Here is a 16,848-nt window from a genome sequence, read left to right on the forward strand (position 1 = left end):
AAAGAATGGTGGTAAGTGTTGCCATTTTTTAGCAGAGTCTTTGACAATATTTATACGCTATTGCAGAGTAAATGAACGATGTTAACAATGAAGGATAGACCATGTTTAGTCATGTCATGCTCGGCGCAAATGATGTAGAACAATCTAAGCGTTTTTATGATGCAATTTTGGGAACTCTTGGCTACAACCCCGGTGTTATTGACAATAAAGGGCGGTGTGTTTATTTACATCCAGAGAGTGTTTTTGTGATTACGAAGCCCATTAATGGGGAGCCTGCAACGCACGGTAATGGAATGACGATTGGATTTAAAGCCGCTAACCCAGACTTAGTGGATCAATGGCATACGGCAGGTTTAGCCAATGGCGGAATCGAGTGTGAGGATCCACCGGGGGTGAGAACGAATGGACAGCGTTCTTTATATCTGGCTTATCTTCGTGATCCGGCAGGGAATAAATTGTGTGCGGCACATGTAATGAGCAGTCACCGCTAGATATTGATGTAAAAAGCTTATTGGTAAGGTTGTATTTTGGTTAGCCCTCTAAATAAGGAGTCATAAGGTGAACTATTGTGGCCAATGCCGCCAGTTTACTCGCACCTCTGAAAATCAGTATGATTTGTGTGGTGCTTGGGAACAGCCTACTCAAGCCAAGCGCCCGGCTTGTGGTTTCTTTATGCCGAAGAAACCGCGACGAGAAGCCGACAAACCTGAACTGTAGTTGAAAAAAGGCCATCTAAACATAGGAAAAGCCAAGCAGGATAATGCTTGGCTTTTTTATCCTTCACTTGGGCAGCATAATACTGACTTGCCTTGTACTCCCATCACCAAAGATTTCTAGCGCTCTTTGCTGCATCTCCTGAGCGGTAATACTTTGAGTCGTTACTTCTATGTTCATTAATCCTTCAAAACCATAGCCATGGGTAATGTAGCGGTTGAGCATAAAGGCCATCTGTTCTGGTTTATCATAAATGGATTTAAGTGCCACGATTAACTGTTTAGCGACCGTCTGAGTCTCTTCTTCACTAATACTCTGCGTTAAATGGGTGATCACCTCTTGAAAGGCTTGTTCTGTTTGCGTCACATTAGCAGGGGCAACATGTGCAATCATCAGCCAATCAGAATAGGGTTCGCCGTCCTTATTAATGACGTAAAGAATAGGGGTATAATCCAACCCTTTGCTCTCTCGGATATTAGCTAATAATTTTTGGGTGGCTAAACGGTGCAGCATATCTTCGAGGAAGAGCTTTTTAGTACTTTGGTTGGATATATCGGGTGCTATATAACGATGAATGACGATGGCACTATCTTCAGTATTGATAGCTTTTTCTATTTTGTTGTTGAGTGACGGTTTAAAGCGTGGATTAATCTCTACTGGCGGTTGTACCGTGAGTGGGATATTGGCGATGTATTGGCGTAATAGCGGGGTTATGTCGGATGGGGCAATATCACCCACAATAATGAGGTTGAATTTCCCTTGTTTAAACAGATGTGCATGAACGTGCAGCACTTGTTCAAAAGTGGGAGTGGGCTGCCCTTCTAAATAGCGTAGTTGTTGATAGCTATCTTTGGTATAAGAGGCGAGGTTGACCTCATGTGTAAATTGGCCCAGTGGAGTGGTCAAAAATTGACGCAAGTTTTCTTGGTGGGTTTGCGTCGCTGTGACTAATTGGGCTTTATCAAGCTTAGGATCCGTAGAAAATTGATGAATAAAGGCCAGAGCATCATCTAAATCTTGTTTATTGAAGCCCATGTTTAACCAGTGCGTTGTTGTGTCTATGATAAATGCCATCGACATATTTTTTCTTTTCATATAGCTGTTAGCCTGTGATCCATCCATGGTGCCAATTCCTGAGCGAGTTAAGGCCATTGGTGTGATATCGGCGGCTGAATAAAGTTCGCTTGGTAATGAGGCAACCCCACCAACGCGGCTATAAAAAAGGTGTACATGATTTTTATTGCTATAGGTTCTATAGAGATAAACATTGACGTCATTTTCGAGTTGCCACTGAATGATCTCGGGATCGCTATGAATTGATTGGGATGTGATAATTTCTCCAGGCTGAGTTGGTTGGTGTAAAATGGCATCAATATCCGCTGTATTGAATTGCATCCCGCGACGTTTTCTTAATTTTTTTAATTTGCTAAATTCATCAGTAAGTTGTTCAACGCTCTCTTGTTTGTCTGCTCCAATAATGATGGCAGCATCACTATGCAGTAACTGCTTTAAACGTTGATTGACCAGCTTTACGGTTGCGGTGTTGAGTAGTTGTTTAAGCCCATATTGAAAGTCGAGAGTACTCTGCAGAACTTGTTGGTTGGCTATGGCCCAAATGCGATGATTGGCATGTTGATTGGGGAATAAGTCATATTTATTTTGTGCTGCATACTGGAGATCATCTTTGAATGGGTGCAACTGAGCCTCTAATTCTTCTTGTGTAATACCAAAGTCACGTAGTGAAGAGAGCGTAGATAAGATGAGTTCTTGTACAAGAGAACGCTGCTGGTAGGGGAATGTACTACCAATCAAAGTGTAGCGTTGATCAAGCACAGGATAGCTCATGGCATACAATTGTGAATGAAGTTGGGCGCTGTCACGAAATACCGCCTTTAAGCGCTGATCAATTAATTGTTCAGCAATATTATCTAATCGATGGTCTAATAATTGTTCGTGAGTCGTAATAGAATGACGGCCTCGATCAATCAGTAATGAGAAGCTCGCATGTTCGCCAGTTGCTACATATGCAACGTAGTCTTGCAGGTTTTGTTGGCGTCTTTTCGCAGGTTCTGGTCGAGGTGTTGTGCCTTTCTTCCAGTTGGCAAAATAGCGTTGAATCCATTCTTCCCCTTGCTCTAGCGTTATGTTACCCGTGATGACTATTTCAGCTAATTGAGGTTGATACCACTGCTGGTAAAATGTTTGGAGACTTTTTGGTGAGGCTTGCTGAACCTGTTCTTTCGTACCCAGTACGTCATGTTCGGCATAATCGGTTGTTGCAATCAAATGTTCATAATATTGTTGTTCTAATGGCTTTTCTTCCCGATAGCGGTGGCGAAACTCTCCCATAATTACCCCTTTCTCTTTTTCGACTTCTTGCGGAGAGAAGGTGAGCCCATCGGCAATATCTCTAAACCAAAGTAACGCTTTGTCTACGGCGAGATTATCGGGTAAATCCAGCGTATAAACGGTTTCTTGATAAGAGGTATAGGCATTAAGATCGGGGCCAAAGCTGGCTCCTGCTTGCTGCACCATTGTAATGACATCATTGTGAGCATAGTGGAGGCTCCCATTAAATGCCATATGTTCAATAAAGTGTGCATAGCCAGCTTGTGTATGGGATTCTTGTCGTGACCCCGTATGAAGATATAGACGGATGGATACCGCTTGATGATGATCTGGGTAGAGATGGTAGGTCAGTCCATTTTCAAGTTGTCCTGTTATCCATTGTTGATCTGCTTGTAAAGGGGTAGAGGGAGCCTGTGTGATGCAGCCGAGTAAAGGTATGCATAGCATTCCAGCCAATAGATGTATTTTCATAATAACCTCATGATTTTTCTCCCACTATAAACAAATATCCAAGGCTTATGAGTTTGAGTAATTTGATTTTCGATGCAAATAACGAATCCTATTTACTGCAATAATAAAAGTGTCAGTGGGACATGATGTTATCGTTGAAATAGTCAATTATCGGGTAAAGCGATAGGCAGAATTCAGTAGCTTTTGATATCATCTATTCAAGTTTTCTTTATTAATGAAAAATGTATGCTTTATTCCTTACTGAGTGTCGTCGCTTCAATGCTGCTTGGCACACAATTATTACTGACGTTAGTGTTGGTTAAAGGTGATATCTGTCCGGGGCAACGAGGCCGGTTGCATAAGGTGTTGCCAGTACTTGCGGTTCTTTGGCTTGCGGTTGCTTCGTTGAAAATCGAATCGTGTTTAATCGTCTTTGCTTTGCTGTATTTTTATTCTCAAGTACAAACAAAGAAAACACGTCACGAAGGGCCGCTTTGGGTATTGTACCTTGCCGATGGCTTAGCTTTGGCATTTGTTGCTATAGTGATGGCCCAGTCATTAAACGGGTCAATGGCTATCACACTGTTTAGTAGTGTTTTTTTGCTTGGCGCTCTACTTGGTCATTTACTGTTGACGGTGGCTAGAACCCGCTTACAAGCTTTTCACCGCATTTTACCGGTGGCGGGGATTTTATCTGCGATGGTGACAACGCTCTGCATTGTGCCTTATGCATACCAACTAGCACCTGATCAACTTTCAGTTATGATCCAGCCGTTACTGGTGAGCTTTTCGTTATTGGTAGCGGGTATTTTTGCTTGGTGCTGGCATCTTCTGTTGGTAAAGCCTGTGGCAAAAGCACCATTGTTGATTGCGCTATTACTGATGCTGGTTGCTGTGACGGGGTTCTACCGTCTCTATTTATAGTGGGCGATATTTCGAGAGGGAAATCACTTTTCATTCGTTAAATTGCGACTAAGCTTACTATCAGGGCGACGAGAAAGGAGCAGGATGATGGATTTAAGCAACATTAGCCGTCTTGATGACGCAATTCTATTGGGTATTATCAATGAGAAATTGCGTTTAGAGTGTGATAGCTTGGATGAACTCGTATCCGTATATGAGATGAATGAAGAACATGTGGTTGGTAAATTGAGCAATTTAGGCTTTAGATATGATCCTCTCACCAACCAGTTTAAATCGTATTGATACACCGTTTACCGCATAATTTAAGCCATCTTGATCCCGTCAAGGTGGCTTTTGCATTGTTGGCGAGCGATAGCAAAAAAAGCTTGTAAGTAACGCTTGTCTTTTTCGCTGTGGCGGGTTGCGGCAAATAACCGACGCCATAACCCATGGCCCAATGGTTTGCTGGTGATAAGTCCTTGACGTGAAAATTCACTGATCGCCCAGTTGGGTAGTGTTGCCACCCCTAATCCTGCTGACACCATTTGAACCAGCATCAAGGTATTGTCTGCTTGCTTCCATTTCGCCGGTTCTACGCCTGCGGGGTGAAGAAAATGTTTGACGACATCTAAGCGCTGTTTTTGTACGGGATAACACAGCATGGTTTGTTCGGCTAAATCTTGTGGTGTGATGACGGTTTTATCGGCGAGAGGATGATTGGTCGCCGTGATAAGACGCATTTCAAAGTCAAATAAAGGTTCATAATGTACCTCTGAGCGCGGCAAAATATCTGAGGTGATCACTAAGTCTAACTCTCCGGCCAGGAGTGCAGGTAAAGGTTCAAAACCAAACCCTGAAGAAAAATCGAGCGTAACACTGGGCCAAGCCAATTGATATTCACGCAGGGCAGGCATTAGCCATTGGAAACAAGAGTGGCATTCAATCGCCATGTGCAAACGCCCATTCACATCTTCTTTCAGACTAGCGAGTTCATTTTCTGCTCTAGCTAACCGCGGCAGCACCTCGTCGGCCACATTAAGCAAAATTTTTCCTTCAGACGTAAAGCGGACTGGGCGTGTTTTACGGAGAAAAAGTTGGCCACCGATCCGAGCTTCAAGATCTTTAATTTGATGAGATAAGGCTGACTGAGTTAGGTGCAAAGCCGTGGCTGTGGCGGTTAAGGAACCTGTCTCTCGCAGTGAAACTAAGGTTCTTAAATGTTTAAGTTCGATCATGTGTCACCTTCATCTTTCTTTTTTTATTATTAATTTATTTAAACTTACGTGGTTTTTTTATCAGTGTAAACATCTAGATGGCTGTTTTTTGTTAATCCTACGAATGATATGTTTTATAAACATGAATTTTTCTAATAAACAAGTTGAATAATTGGCGATTGTATTCATAGCCACGCAGCGCGATAGTCTAGCCATCCAGACATCTTTTAATGTCTGCACCCATCATAAATAAAAGGATAAGACACATGGCAACGACAACGCATATTCTCGGTTACCCACGTATTGGTGAAAAACGTCAGCTAAAATTTGCCCTCGAACAGTATTGGCGTGGAGACATTGAGCAATCTCAGCTCCAACAGGTTGGGCAGAGCATTCGTCAGCAAAATTGGCAACAGCAGCAAGAAGCGGGGTTGAGCTTTGTGACCGCTGGTGATTTTGCTTGGTATGATCATGTATTAACCACAACACTTTTGCTTGGTCATGTTCCCCAACGCCATCGCCATGGTTTCCCTGACCTTGATACGCTGTTTCGAGTCGGGCGTGGTCAGTCACAAAATAGCTGTGGATGTAGTGGCAGTGCCGCTTCTGATATGACGAAATGGTTTAACACCAACTACCATTACATTGTGCCGGAATTCAGTGCCACAGATAGTTTTGAGGTAAGTTGGCCACAATTGTTTGATGAAGTGAATGAAGCCGTCAAAGCCGGACATCAGGTAAAACCTGTTCTTCTTGGACCATTAAGTTACCTTTATTTAGGAAAAGAAGTAGAGGAGGGGTTCGATCGGCTTACCTTACTGCCTCGTCTACTCACTGCTTATCAGGCGATTTTAGCTAAATTAGCCAAACAGGGGGTGACTTGGGTACAAATTGATGAGCCCATCCTCACTCTTGAGCTTGAAACACCATGGCAAGAGGCCTTTAAACTGGCTTATCAAGTCATTCAAGGAGAGGTGAAGTTACTGCTGACCACCTATTTTGATTCCGTGAGTGATACGTTAGATAAGATTATTGAACTTCCAGTGAATGGTTTACATATTGACCTTTCAGCGGCTCCACAACAATTGGGTGAGGTGTTAGCAAAACTTCCTCAAGATTGGGTGCTATCGGCAGGTGTGGTGAATGGACGGAATGTCTGGCGAGCCGATCTCGCTTCACAGCTCAATCAACTTCAGCCAGTAAAAGCACAGTTGGGGGATCGCTTATGGGTTGCCAGCTCTTGTTCTCTACTCCATAGCCCAGTTGATCTAGAACTAGAAGGTAACCTTTCACCAGAAGTCCGTAGCTGGTTTGCTTTTGCGAAACAAAAACTGATTGAAGTTTCCTTACTGGGTCAAGCATTAGATGGTGACCATGCGGCGATATTGGCATGTGAGACTTACAGTCAGCCTATTGTTGCGCGTAAGCAAGCTATTCATGTTAATAAGCCTCAAGTTCAAGCTCGGCTTAACAGTATTACGGATGCTCTTGCTGAGCGAAGTGCACCTTATGCAGAGCGAGCTTACCATCAACAAGAAGTGCTAGGCCTACCTCTATTACCGACCACAACCATTGGCTCCTTTCCACAAACGGGAGATATTCGGGCTGAACGAAGTGCTTATCGACAAGGAAATCTGACCGAAACCGATTATGTGAATGCACTTAAAGGGCACATTGCCGATGCGGTTCAACGTCAAGAAGCTCTAGGTTTGGATGTATTGGTGCATGGGGAAGCCGAACGTAATGATATGGTGGAATATTTTGCTGAAAATCTTGCTGGTTTCCAAACGACACAATTTGGTTGGGTGCAGAGTTATGGCTCTCGCTGCGTGAAACCTGCCATTGTGGTGGCCGATATTGAACGAGAGCAGCCTATGACGGTGGAGTGGTCAACTTATGCACAATCACTCACAAGCAAACAAATGAAAGGGATGTTGACTGGGCCGGTCACGATTCTTTGTTGGACGTTCCCACGTGAAGACATTACTCGGGAGCAAATTGCTCAGCAACTAGCATTGGCGCTACGTGATGAAGTGTCTGACTTGCAGGATGCAGGCATCAATATTATCCAAATTGACGAACCTGCGATTCGTGAAGGCTTACCATTGAAGAAACGGGATCATCAAGCTTATTTACAATGGGCAGTGCAAGCTTTCAAAATATCAGCAGCGAGCGCTCGACCTGAAACGCAAATCCATACTCACATGTGTTATAGCGAATTTAATGAAATTATTGATTCTGTTGCCGCGCTTGATGCGGACGTGATTACCATTGAAACCTCGCGCTCGAATATGGAATTACTGAAAGCATTTGAAGAGTTTAATTACCCGAATGCCATAGGGCCGGGTGTGTATGATATCCACTCCCCTAACATTCCATCACAAGCGTGGATTGAAGGGTTGTTACGTAAAGCTGCGGAGAAAATCCCTGTTGAAAGGTTATGGGTAAACCCAGATTGCGGCCTAAAAACACGGAATTGGCCAGAGGTGGAGGCCGCATTAACCAACTTAGTACTGGCCGCTAAAGCGTTACGTGAAGAATGGCAGGAAAGAAAATAAATAGGACGATTATTAATCATAAAGGCCTCTGTGGAGGCCTTTTATATATTTATTATTTACATTGGGACTTTGTGACGATTTGATCCACCATCAGTTGACCCCTAGGGTTACGCACCTGTAGCCGATAACTGATGCCAACATCTAGATTTGCACGGATATCCGTACTGGAACAGAATCGTTGTACACTGGTATCCATGACTTGAGTAATAGACTGTGCCCCTTGCTGATCAGTATTGTAGATCATCATCATTTCTATGGTTGTGCCTTTAGAGCTGGCGCGCATAATATTGAGCGGACCTTGTTCAATAGGCAGTTCAGCATTAAGTACACTAGCACGATTGGCAGCTAACAGTTCAAGGTGCTTTTGTTGATCACCCGTCGAGCTACATCCACTCAGCAGAAGAAAAGCAAGGCTTGTGATACTCAGTAACGATTTCTTCATACTTAAAAAACTTTCTTGAACGGTTTTACGATAACTTGAGCATAAGCGCCAACCTTATTATAAGGATCAGCATCAGCCCAAGCTTGTGCCGCTGATAAAGAGTCAAACTCTGCAATGACCGTTGAACCTGTAAACCCAGCTTCACCGGGCTCTTCTGAATCAATTGCAGGGAGAGGCCCTGCGACAAGTAACCGACCTTCATCGCGTAACTGCTGCAAGCGCTCGACATGCTCAGGGCGAACACTCATTCGTTTAGCCAGTGAATCTTCCACATCTTGAGCAAAAATAACATACCACATATTGATATCCTTATAATGGTTTAAGAGAAGGTGCTAAGGTAGGTAATGTACTGAAATTAAAATTATTTAAAACGAACCTTAGTCTATTTCTGTGATCAAGGGTGGGGGTTTATTGCCCTTGGTCGACCTTCTGCATCAATTGCAACATAGTTAAACGTTGCTTCACATACTTGAAATCGGTCAAGAACGCCATCTTCTTTTATTGGTTTTACCCATACTTCAAGATTAATGGACATGGATGTTCGGCCGATTTTTGTACATTCGCCGTAGCAGCATACCACATCCCCGACTTTTACGGGTTTTTTAAAGGTAATACTTGAAACTGAGACGGTGACTATTCTTCCGCTGGAAATTTCTTTGGCAAGAATACCGCCTGCTAGGTCTAACTGAGACATAATCCAGCCACCAAAAATATCCCCATTAGAATTAGTATCAGCGGGCATGGCAAGCGTTCTGAGTAAAAGCTGGCCTTTAGGGGAGTTGACTTCCTGATTCATCTTTGGCATCCACAACAAACAAAACAGCGACCGAAAGGGCCGCTGAAAAAGGGAGCTAATTATAACCAGAAAATCATTCCCGACTCAAAATAGTTAAGAATGTTTAGAGCTATTTTGTTCTTTGGGGAGATGTTTATAGATGTAAAAACCCGTCAATAGGGTGTAAGCAAAAGTCGCAGCGAGTAAACCGAAAACTTTAAAGTTGACCCAGACATCCAATGATAATTGGTAGGCGATATAAATATTAAGGGCTGCACATACTAGGAAAAAGGCGACCCAAGCCCAGGTTATTTTTGCCCATACGGTTTCAGGTAGCGTGAGTTCTTTACCAAGCATGCCTTTAATCGCTGACTTGCCAAGCCAATGACTAATGGCTAACCCTAAAGCGAAGACTAAATAAACAATGGTGACTTTCCATTTAATGAAATTATCGTCATGCAGGAAGATGGTCATTCCCCCAAAAACAGTGACCAACGCAAAAGTAATCAGCTGAATTTTTTCGACCTTTTTGAACAGAAAATAGGTGACGATAATTTGTATCGCAGTTGCGGCGATGAGTGCCCCTGTTGCGACATAAATATCGTAAATCTTAAACAGGGCGAAAAAAATAATCAGTGGGATAAAGTCGAGCAGTTGTTTCATTATCGTGTAAGATCCAATTTATACATTACGCACAGTCTATCGAAATAATGGGATGAGCTAAACAGCTAAAGATATTTTGAAACAAAATAACTGAGCTAGCCTGCAAGTCGTTAACAGGCTAGTCATCTAGTCATTTGAGGCTCAGCCATAGGATACATAGCCTATTCTAGGCGGCTTTGCTGTAACTTAGTGTTGGTGAGGCTCGATGCTGGCACTTCTTGAGCGACAACCGAGGGTAATGCTCTTGATAACATAGAAAACCCGAGTAGTGCAGAAGCGCTGGACCCCATCAAAATACCAATTTTTGTATAGTCAACCATGACACTTTGCTCGGCGGGAAACGCTAAAGTCGAAATAAAAATAGACATAGTAAAGCCAATACCACATAACACGGCAACAGCAAGAATCATCCGCATATTGACTTGTTGGGGAAGCTGCGCAATGCCGAGTTTTATGGCTAACCAACTAAATAGGAATACTCCAATAGGTTTTCCAACAAATAATCCTAATGCAATGCCTAATGGCAAGTGACTATAGTCACTAATGGCTTGGATGGAGGAAAAGGTAACGCCAGAGTTTGCAAAAGCAAACAGAGGTAGAATACAAAATGCAACGTAAGGGTTGAGTAGGTGCTCTACACGTTTTGCGGGGCTTTTCCCTGCTCGGCAGGTTTGAGGTATTAAGAATCCAGCGATGACGCCAGCTAAGGTTGCATGAATACCAGAGTGGTACACCGTAAACCAGAGAACAATAAATAGAACGAAGTACAGGGCAAGGGAAGAAAATTGTTTTTTACCACAAAAGAACAAAAACAGGCTGATGGTTAAGACAAACAGGAGCATCATACCTGAAGGTTCACTGTTATAAAAGATGGCAATAATAAAGATAACGCCTAAATCATCAATAATGGCTAAAGCCAGTAAAAAAACCTTCAATTCTACAGGTACTCGCTTACCCAATAGGCTCAGAATAGCTAATGCGAAAGCGATATCGGTTGCAGCCGGTGCCGCCCATCCATTGATAGCAATAGGATCTTTATAATTAAAGAATAGAAAAATGATAATAGGGAATAACATACCACCTAGACCTGCTATTGCTGGGAGCATCGCTTTGGAACGGCTGTTTAGTGAACCTTCGATAAGTTCTCTTTTTACTTCTAAACCAATCATCAAGAAAAATAGCGCCATAAGTCCATCATTAATCCAATGACTGACACTGATCCCGAATAGATAAAAGTTAAGCAATGATTGGTAGGAGGCTTGCAGGGGAGAGTTAGCGATGGTAAGAGCCGTGATGGCGGCAAGCAGCAGCAATATCCCGCTAGCGGGATCGCTGGTAAGAAAATATTTTATCCTTTTATACATTGTCATTCATCCATAATCAGTTTGGGCTTATAAAACAGAGTAAAAACTCAGCAACTTCGCCTATGATAGTTGACTGGATAAATATTCATGTCGTTTATATCGATTAAATATTGTTTAACATTTGGTTTTTTCGAATTGACAGGGCTCTTGTTGGTTTGATTGCTTGTTTTTAGAGTCACCTCACACTTGCAAAAGTGAGAGTGAAGAAAGGCGACCTATAGCGTCGCCTGAGATAACCATGAAAACTTAAGATGGAGTCACGTTACTCTTTTAAAGTTGCCGCTTTCATTGCTGCGGTAAAGGTGTGCAGCTCAGTCAGCATTTTTTCTGGTTCATTGATGTGTTTCTCAATGATTTTTACCACGGCTGAGCCTGAAATGGCACCGGCTGCCCCAGCTTGAATAGCTTGTTTGACTTGCTCTGGTTCTGAAATACCAAATCCAAGCAGTGCGGGTGCCGCTTGGAATTGATTTAGCCGTTGCAAGAGCGTATCTACCGGCATATTCGCTTTCGTTTCCGCTCCTGTTACCCCTGAGCGAGAAAGTAAATAGGTATAACCTTTGCCCAATTGAGCGACGGCTTGTAACGTGGCGTCATCGGCCGTGGGTGGGGCGATAAAAATCGGTTGAATACCAAATTTTTCTGCCGCCGCCACAAAGGGTTGGCTCTCATTGGTTGGAACATCGGCAACCAGCACAGAATCGACCCCTGCTTGTTGACAGCGTTGATAAAAGTTTTCAATCCCACGCGAATACACGAGGTTGGCATACATTAATAACCCAATCGGCAAATCTGGATTGTTTGCTCGGATCTGAGCGATTAAGCTAAAACATACCTCAGGGGTTGTGTGCGCAGCTAAGGCTCGAATGTTTGCGGCTTGAATTGTTGGGCCATCAGCTAAAGGATCAGAGAAAGGAATCCCGAGCTCTAAACCATCAGCACCCGCATCAATTAATGTTTGCATGATGCGCAGTGATTGTTCTGGAGAAGGGTCGCCCATGGTCACAAACGGGATAAAAGCCCCTTGTTTTTTGTCAGCAAGACGCTGAAAAAGCGATTGATAGCGGTCCATTACAGCACTCCTTTGTCTTCTAAAATCTTATGGACGGTAAAGATATCTTTATCGCCTCGACCCGATAAATTCACGACCAATAACTGTTCTTTTTCTGGTTCTGCATACGCCATTTTGACTGCATGAGCTAAAGCATGAGATGACTCCAACGCTGGAATGATTCCTTCTTGGCGAGCTAACAATTGGAAAGCGTCTAGCGCTTCATCATCGGTGGCACTTTCATACTCAGCTCGGCCAATTGCATGCAAGTGTGCGTGTTGAGGCCCCACAGAAGGGAAGTCTAGCCCTGCTGAAATGGAGTAAGACTCTTCAACTTGGCCATCTTCATCTTGCATCAGTGGCGCTTTCATGCCGAAGAAAATCCCGGTTTTGCCATGACGCAGTGGGGCTCCGTGTTGAGCGGTTTCAATCCCTTTTCCTGCGGGTTCGACGCCAATTAAACGAACCGAAGCTTCGTCAATAAAATCGGCAAACATGCCAATAGCGTTTGAACCACCGCCAATGCAAGCGATAACCGCATCAGGTAATCGACCTTCACGGGCTAAAATTTGATTTTTTGTCTCCTCGCCAATAATGCGTTGGAATTCTCGCACGATGGTTGGGAAAGGGTGAGGGCCAGCGGCAGTGCCCAATAAATAGTGCGTTGTTTCGTAACTGGATGCCCAATCACGCATTGCTTCATTACAGGCATCTTTTAGGGTGGCAGAACCTGAATCAACGGAAATCACTTTTGCGCCCATTAAACGCATACGGAAAACGTTAGGGCTTTGACGTTCTACGTCTTTGGCTCCCATGTAGATTCGGCATTTTAACCCGAGCAGAGCACAGGCAAGGGCGGTTGCTACGCCATGTTGCCCAGCACCTGTTTCTGCGATAATTTCATGTTTTCCCATTCGCTTAGCGAGCAGAGCTTGACCTAAAACTTGGTTGGTTTTATGTGCGCCACCATGTAAGAGATCTTCACGTTTGAGATAAAGTTTGGTTTTGGTTCCTTTGGTGATGTTGCGAGTGAGCGTCAGTGCCGTTGGACGACCAGCATACTCTTGCAGCAGCGTCATAAACTCGGAACGAAACTCAGGGTCCTGCTGAGCATCAATGAATGCCTGTTCCAGTTGATCGAGGGCTGGAACTAAAATTTGTGGTACGAACTGACCACCGTATTCGCCAAAATAGGCGTTAAGTTTTGCCATGCTCTTATTCCTTCACATTCAATGACATGATATCCATGTCTTATTATTCAAAAGTAAAATTATTAGTATTCTCGTATTGCACTGAATGCTTGTTGCAATTTCGCTGCATCTTTTTTTCCCGGCTCGCTTTCAACGCCCGAATTCAGATCGACGCCAAGGCAGCCGATGCTTGCGGCTAGTTTCACATTGTCAGGAGTAATTCCCCCGGCGAGCATAATGTGCTGTGGCTGAGTAATGAGTTGCCAATCAAAGGTTTGCCCTGTGCCACCGGTTTGAGCGCCAACCTTGGTATCAAGCAAATGTCGTTCAACGTGCTTAAGTAAAGGTGGGACGGTTTCGGCAACGCCATAAGCTTTCCAAATTGTTACTTGTTCGGGTAAACGAGTTCTCAGTGCATCAATATAGGTTTGATCTTCATCACCATGAAGCTGAACGGCCGTTAAATTTAATTCGTTTGCCAGTTCCACTATCTGATCAATCGGGTGGTTTTGAAATACGCCAACATAAAGCAGTGGTGCGCCACTCATTGTCAGACGTGCCGCTTCTTTATCAACATAACGTTTTGATTGCTCAACAAAAATTAACCCACCATAAACGGCCCCAGCCTGATAAGCTTTCACGGCGTCGTCGGCGTGGGTTAATCCACAGACTTTGTTTTCACCCAAAATGACTTTACGTACCGCTTGTTCAACATTGTCTTGGCTCATTAATGAACTGCCGATAAGAAAACCATTCGCAAATTGAGATAAATCACGAACTTGTTGATGGTTATAAATACCGGATTCTGAGATAACAATGCACTCTTTTGGTAGTTGTGGTGCGAGCTGTTTTGTCCGATTTAAGTCGGTGGAAAGGTCACGTAAGTTACGGTTATTAATGCCAATCACTTTGGCTTTGAGTGCAATTGCGCGTTGCAATTCTTCTTCATTGCTGACTTCGGTTAATATTCCCATTCCCAGTTCATGAGCAATGTTGGCCAATTGGCCATATTGTTCATCGTTAAGAACAGAGAGCATGAGTAAAATCGCATCCGCGCCGTAATGACGAGCGAGATAGACTTGGTAAGGGTCAATCATAAAGTCTTTACACAGCACCGGTTGCGAGACTTGAGCGCGAACTCGGGCAATAAAATCGAAGTTACCTTGAAAATACTTTTCATCGGTTAACACTGAAATTGCATCAGCATACTGGTGATAAACCGAAGCGATATAATCTAAGTCAAATGAATCACGGATCAACCCTTTCGAGGGGGAAGCCTTTTTACACTCTAAAATAAAAACGGTTTTACTCTGATTAAGGGCTTGATAAAAGTCTCGATCCGTTTTTGAAAGTAATGATTGAAAGGTGTCCAAAGGCTGAGCGAGTTTTCTCTCAGCCACCCAGACAGCCTTATCTCCTACGATTTTTGCCAACACTTCCGCCATTTGAGTGTGTTTTAGAGAGATATGTTCGGATAATTGCTGGGATACATCATGCTCAGACATGTGAATTTAACCTCGCTCTGCTAGTTGTTGAACCAATTGGTAGGCTTTACCGGAATTCATGACATCCATGGCTCGCTGGGCATTGGCGGTGAGATCTTCAAAGCCAAACAAGCGTAGCAAGAGGGCAACGTTAATTGCAACGGCGCTCATTTGAGCAGGTGTTCCCTTGCCAGTTAGAATGTTGGTGATGATGGCGCGATTCTCTTGTGGAGTGCCTCCTTGAATCGCGTCCAGTGGGTAGGTGTCTAAACCAAAATCGGCTGGCGTCAATGTGTACTCAATAATTTTTCCATCTTTGATTTCAGCAACATGAGTTTCACCATGAATAGCCACTTCATCTAATCCTGATCCATGAACCACAGCGGCTCGCTTCATCCCTATTTGTAACATGGTTTCTGCAATAGGACGAACTAAATCTAAACTGTAGACTCCCATCAATTCAATATTGGGACGCGCTGGGTTAATGAGAGGGCCTAAGATATTGAAAATGGTGCGAGTTTTCATACTTTGGCGCACAGGCATCGCATGGCGAACGCCACCGTGATATTGCGGAGCAAATAAGAATGCGACGCCTAAATCATCCAGAGCTTGACGTGAATCATTCGCGCTCATGGTCATGTTAATACCAAATGCGTCTAAGAGATCTGAGGATCCTGATTGACTGGAGACTCCCCGGTTACCATGTTTGGCGATTTTGATGCCACAAGCCGCGGCAACAAACGCGGAGGTAGTCGAAATATTAATGGTATTGGCACCATCTCCCCCCGTACCCACGATATCGGCAAAGTCATAATCAGGGCGTGGAAAATATTCCGCATTAGCGAGTAAAGCGCGGACGGCTCCCACAATCTCTGCGGGGGTTTCCCCTTTAATTTTAAGCGCCGTTAATGCCGCTGCCATTAATGCGGAATCGCATTCACCACGGATAATGGCGGTAAAGAGCGTTTCGCTCTCTTGCTGGCTAAGTGGCTGTTGTTGATAAAGTTTATTGATAATGTGTTGCATAATGTTATCTCTCCGTATCCCTGAAGACCCGCATTTAGATTTACTTATAAAGAGCGGGGTAAAATGGCGGTTATCGACGGTTTATTGTCCTAAAGCCCAATTAATGGCATTTTTTAATAAAGTGGCTCCCTGAGTGGTCATGATGGACTCGGGATGAAACTGGAATCCGCACACTTTGTCTTGTTCATGTACGACAGACATGACTAAGCCATCGACTTGTGCGGTGACGGTTAAACATTCGGGCACTTGAGTGGCGACGAGTGAATGATAACGAGCAATCGCCAGTGGTGAGGCTAAGCCTTGATAAATAGGGTGCTGTTGATGTTCCATCATTGAAACTTTGCCATGAACAATCTCATTGGCTCCGCTTACAATGCCGCCGTATGCTTCCACCATCGCTTGATGGCCGAGGCAGATCCCGATCATGGGGACTTTTCCTTTCAGGCGTTGAAGAATGTCGGGCATGGCTCCTGCCTGAGAGGGGGCTCCTGGGCCCGGAGATAACACGAGTACCGGATTATCAAGGTGTTGGATAGCCTGCTCGATAACGGCAGCCGCGATATTATTTCGATAAATGGTGACGTGATGTCCGAGTGAACGAAATTGGTCGACCAAGTTATACGTAAAGGAGTCAAAGTTATCGATAAAAATGATATTTGCCATGA

The 16,848-nt window shown here is 43.9% G+C and carries 17 protein-coding genes; 5 read left to right on the forward strand and 12 right to left on the reverse strand.

Annotated elements, in window-relative coordinates; all coding sequences use genetic code 11:
* Positions 1–101: 101 nt before the first annotated feature.
* On the forward strand, positions 102–491 hold the full coding sequence (locus tag B5D54_RS00630) for a VOC family protein (RefSeq protein WP_078924539.1): 390 nt from the start codon (positions 102–104) through the stop codon (positions 489–491).
* A gap of 67 nt (positions 492–558) precedes the next feature.
* Entirely contained in the window at positions 559–717 is a 159-nt protein-coding gene (locus tag B5D54_RS17185; RefSeq protein ID WP_167514887.1) for a hypothetical protein, read from the forward strand.
* A 63-nt stretch (positions 718–780) separates the two neighbouring features.
* Here B5D54_RS17185 and B5D54_RS00635 read toward each other — a convergent pair whose 3' ends face one another.
* Positions 781–3,534, reverse strand: coding sequence for a M16 family metallopeptidase (locus tag B5D54_RS00635; RefSeq protein ID WP_078924540.1), 2,754 nt, complete (start codon positions 3,532–3,534; stop codon positions 781–783).
* A gap of 195 nt (positions 3,535–3,729) precedes the next feature.
* On the opposite strand from B5D54_RS00635, the gene B5D54_RS00640 reads away from it, so the two are divergent.
* Positions 3,730–4,437, forward strand: a complete 708-nt coding sequence (locus B5D54_RS00640; protein WP_497012640.1) for an HI_1241 family integral membrane domain — start codon at positions 3,730–3,732, stop codon at positions 4,435–4,437.
* Positions 4,438–4,524: 87 nt separating this feature from the next.
* Positions 4,525–4,719, forward strand: a complete 195-nt coding sequence (locus B5D54_RS00645) for a DUF4250 domain-containing protein (protein ID WP_078924542.1) — start codon at positions 4,525–4,527, stop codon at positions 4,717–4,719.
* Between the two features lie 20 nt (positions 4,720–4,739).
* On the opposite strand, the gene metR is transcribed toward B5D54_RS00645, so the two are convergent.
* A complete protein-coding gene (gene metR, locus B5D54_RS00650; RefSeq protein ID WP_078924543.1) occupies positions 4,740–5,651 on the reverse strand; it encodes an HTH-type transcriptional regulator MetR in 912 nt (303 codons plus the stop codon).
* 245 nt (positions 5,652–5,896) lie between these two features.
* On the opposite strand from metR, the gene metE reads away from it, so the two are divergent.
* Positions 5,897–8,188: a 5-methyltetrahydropteroyltriglutamate--homocysteine S-methyltransferase gene (gene metE / locus B5D54_RS00655; protein ID WP_078924544.1), complete on the forward strand. Its 2,292-nt coding sequence runs from the start codon at positions 5,897–5,899 to the stop codon at positions 8,186–8,188.
* A 52-nt stretch (positions 8,189–8,240) separates the two neighbouring features.
* On the opposite strand, the gene B5D54_RS00660 is transcribed toward metE, so the two are convergent.
* The 10 genes from B5D54_RS00660 to B5D54_RS00705 all read right to left on the reverse strand — a co-directional run bounded on the left by B5D54_RS00660 (position 8,241) and on the right by B5D54_RS00705 (position 16,846).
* The gene (locus B5D54_RS00660) at positions 8,241–8,630 is read right to left on the reverse strand and encodes a GspS/AspS pilotin family protein (RefSeq protein WP_078924545.1); all 390 of its coding nucleotides are present in this window, start codon (positions 8,628–8,630) and stop codon (positions 8,241–8,243) included.
* 2 nt (positions 8,631–8,632) lie between these two features.
* Positions 8,633–8,929: a YciI family protein gene (locus tag B5D54_RS00665; RefSeq protein WP_078924546.1), complete on the reverse strand. Its 297-nt coding sequence runs from the start codon at positions 8,927–8,929 to the stop codon at positions 8,633–8,635.
* A 95-nt stretch (positions 8,930–9,024) separates the two neighbouring features.
* The gene (yciA, locus tag B5D54_RS00670; RefSeq protein WP_078924547.1) at positions 9,025–9,426 is read right to left on the reverse strand and encodes an acyl-CoA thioester hydrolase YciA; all 402 of its coding nucleotides are present in this window, start codon (positions 9,424–9,426) and stop codon (positions 9,025–9,027) included.
* Between the two features lie 93 nt (positions 9,427–9,519).
* The gene (locus tag B5D54_RS00675) at positions 9,520–10,068 is read right to left on the reverse strand and encodes a septation protein A (protein WP_078924548.1); all 549 of its coding nucleotides are present in this window, start codon (positions 10,066–10,068) and stop codon (positions 9,520–9,522) included.
* A 161-nt stretch (positions 10,069–10,229) separates the two neighbouring features.
* On the reverse strand, positions 10,230–11,432 hold the full coding sequence (gene nhaA / locus B5D54_RS00680; RefSeq protein ID WP_078924549.1) for a Na+/H+ antiporter NhaA: 1,203 nt from the start codon (positions 11,430–11,432) through the stop codon (positions 10,230–10,232).
* Between the two features lie 262 nt (positions 11,433–11,694).
* Positions 11,695–12,504: a tryptophan synthase subunit alpha gene (trpA, locus tag B5D54_RS00685; protein ID WP_078924550.1), complete on the reverse strand. Its 810-nt coding sequence runs from the start codon at positions 12,502–12,504 to the stop codon at positions 11,695–11,697.
* On the reverse strand, positions 12,504–13,694 hold the full coding sequence (trpB, locus tag B5D54_RS00690) for a tryptophan synthase subunit beta (RefSeq protein ID WP_078924551.1): 1,191 nt from the start codon (positions 13,692–13,694) through the stop codon (positions 12,504–12,506). The genes trpA and trpB overlap by 1 nt, the downstream gene beginning before the upstream one ends.
* A 62-nt stretch (positions 13,695–13,756) precedes the next feature.
* Positions 13,757–15,178, reverse strand: a complete 1,422-nt coding sequence (gene trpCF / locus B5D54_RS00695) for a bifunctional indole-3-glycerol-phosphate synthase TrpC/phosphoribosylanthranilate isomerase TrpF (protein WP_078924552.1) — start codon at positions 15,176–15,178, stop codon at positions 13,757–13,759.
* Between the two features lie 6 nt (positions 15,179–15,184).
* A complete protein-coding gene (gene trpD, locus B5D54_RS00700) occupies positions 15,185–16,183 on the reverse strand; it encodes an anthranilate phosphoribosyltransferase (RefSeq protein WP_078924553.1) in 999 nt (332 codons plus the stop codon).
* An 81-nt stretch (positions 16,184–16,264) separates the two neighbouring features.
* Positions 16,265–16,846: an aminodeoxychorismate/anthranilate synthase component II gene (locus tag B5D54_RS00705; RefSeq protein WP_078924554.1), complete on the reverse strand. Its 582-nt coding sequence runs from the start codon at positions 16,844–16,846 to the stop codon at positions 16,265–16,267.
* Between the last annotated feature and the right edge of the window lie 2 nt (positions 16,847–16,848).

The organism is Vibrio cincinnatiensis DSM 19608 (assembly GCF_900167345.1).
Taxonomy (GTDB): Bacteria; Pseudomonadota; Gammaproteobacteria; order Enterobacterales; family Vibrionaceae; genus Vibrio; species Vibrio cincinnatiensis.

What these genes read in the sequence shown, in the direction of transcription:
- trpB (WP_078924551.1), bottom strand. Translation starts at nt 13,694, where the DNA reads ATGGCAAAACTTAACGCCTATTTTGGCGAATACGGTGGTCAGTTCGTA.
- trpA (WP_078924550.1), bottom strand. Translation starts at nt 12,504, where the DNA reads ATGGACCGCTATCAATCGCTTTTTCAGCGTCTTGCTGACAAAAAACAA.
- B5D54_RS00665 (WP_078924546.1), bottom strand. Translation starts at nt 8,929, where the DNA reads ATGTGGTATGTTATTTTTGCTCAAGATGTGGAAGATTCACTGGCTAAA.
- trpCF (WP_078924552.1), bottom strand. Translation starts at nt 15,178, where the DNA reads ATGTCTGAGCATGATGTATCCCAGCAATTATCCGAACATATCTCTCTA.
- B5D54_RS00660 (WP_078924545.1), bottom strand. Translation starts at nt 8,630, where the DNA reads ATGAAGAAATCGTTACTGAGTATCACAAGCCTTGCTTTTCTTCTGCTG.
- B5D54_RS00675 (WP_078924548.1), bottom strand. Translation starts at nt 10,068, where the DNA reads ATGAAACAACTGCTCGACTTTATCCCACTGATTATTTTTTTCGCCCTG.
- B5D54_RS00635 (WP_078924540.1), bottom strand. Translation starts at nt 3,534, where the DNA reads ATGAAAATACATCTATTGGCTGGAATGCTATGCATACCTTTACTCGGC.
- nhaA (WP_078924549.1), bottom strand. Translation starts at nt 11,432, where the DNA reads ATGTATAAAAGGATAAAATATTTTCTTACCAGCGATCCCGCTAGCGGG.
- yciA (WP_078924547.1), bottom strand. Translation starts at nt 9,426, where the DNA reads ATGAATCAGGAAGTCAACTCCCCTAAAGGCCAGCTTTTACTCAGAACG.
- B5D54_RS00705 (WP_078924554.1), bottom strand. Translation starts at nt 16,846, where the DNA reads ATGGCAAATATCATTTTTATCGATAACTTTGACTCCTTTACGTATAAC.
- trpD (WP_078924553.1), bottom strand. Translation starts at nt 16,183, where the DNA reads ATGCAACACATTATCAATAAACTTTATCAACAACAGCCACTTAGCCAG.
- B5D54_RS00645 (WP_078924542.1), top strand. Translation starts at nt 4,525, where the DNA reads ATGGATTTAAGCAACATTAGCCGTCTTGATGACGCAATTCTATTGGGT.
- B5D54_RS00630 (WP_078924539.1), top strand. Translation starts at nt 102, where the DNA reads ATGTTTAGTCATGTCATGCTCGGCGCAAATGATGTAGAACAATCTAAG.
- metR (WP_078924543.1), bottom strand. Translation starts at nt 5,651, where the DNA reads ATGATCGAACTTAAACATTTAAGAACCTTAGTTTCACTGCGAGAGACA.
- metE (WP_078924544.1), top strand. Translation starts at nt 5,897, where the DNA reads ATGGCAACGACAACGCATATTCTCGGTTACCCACGTATTGGTGAAAAA.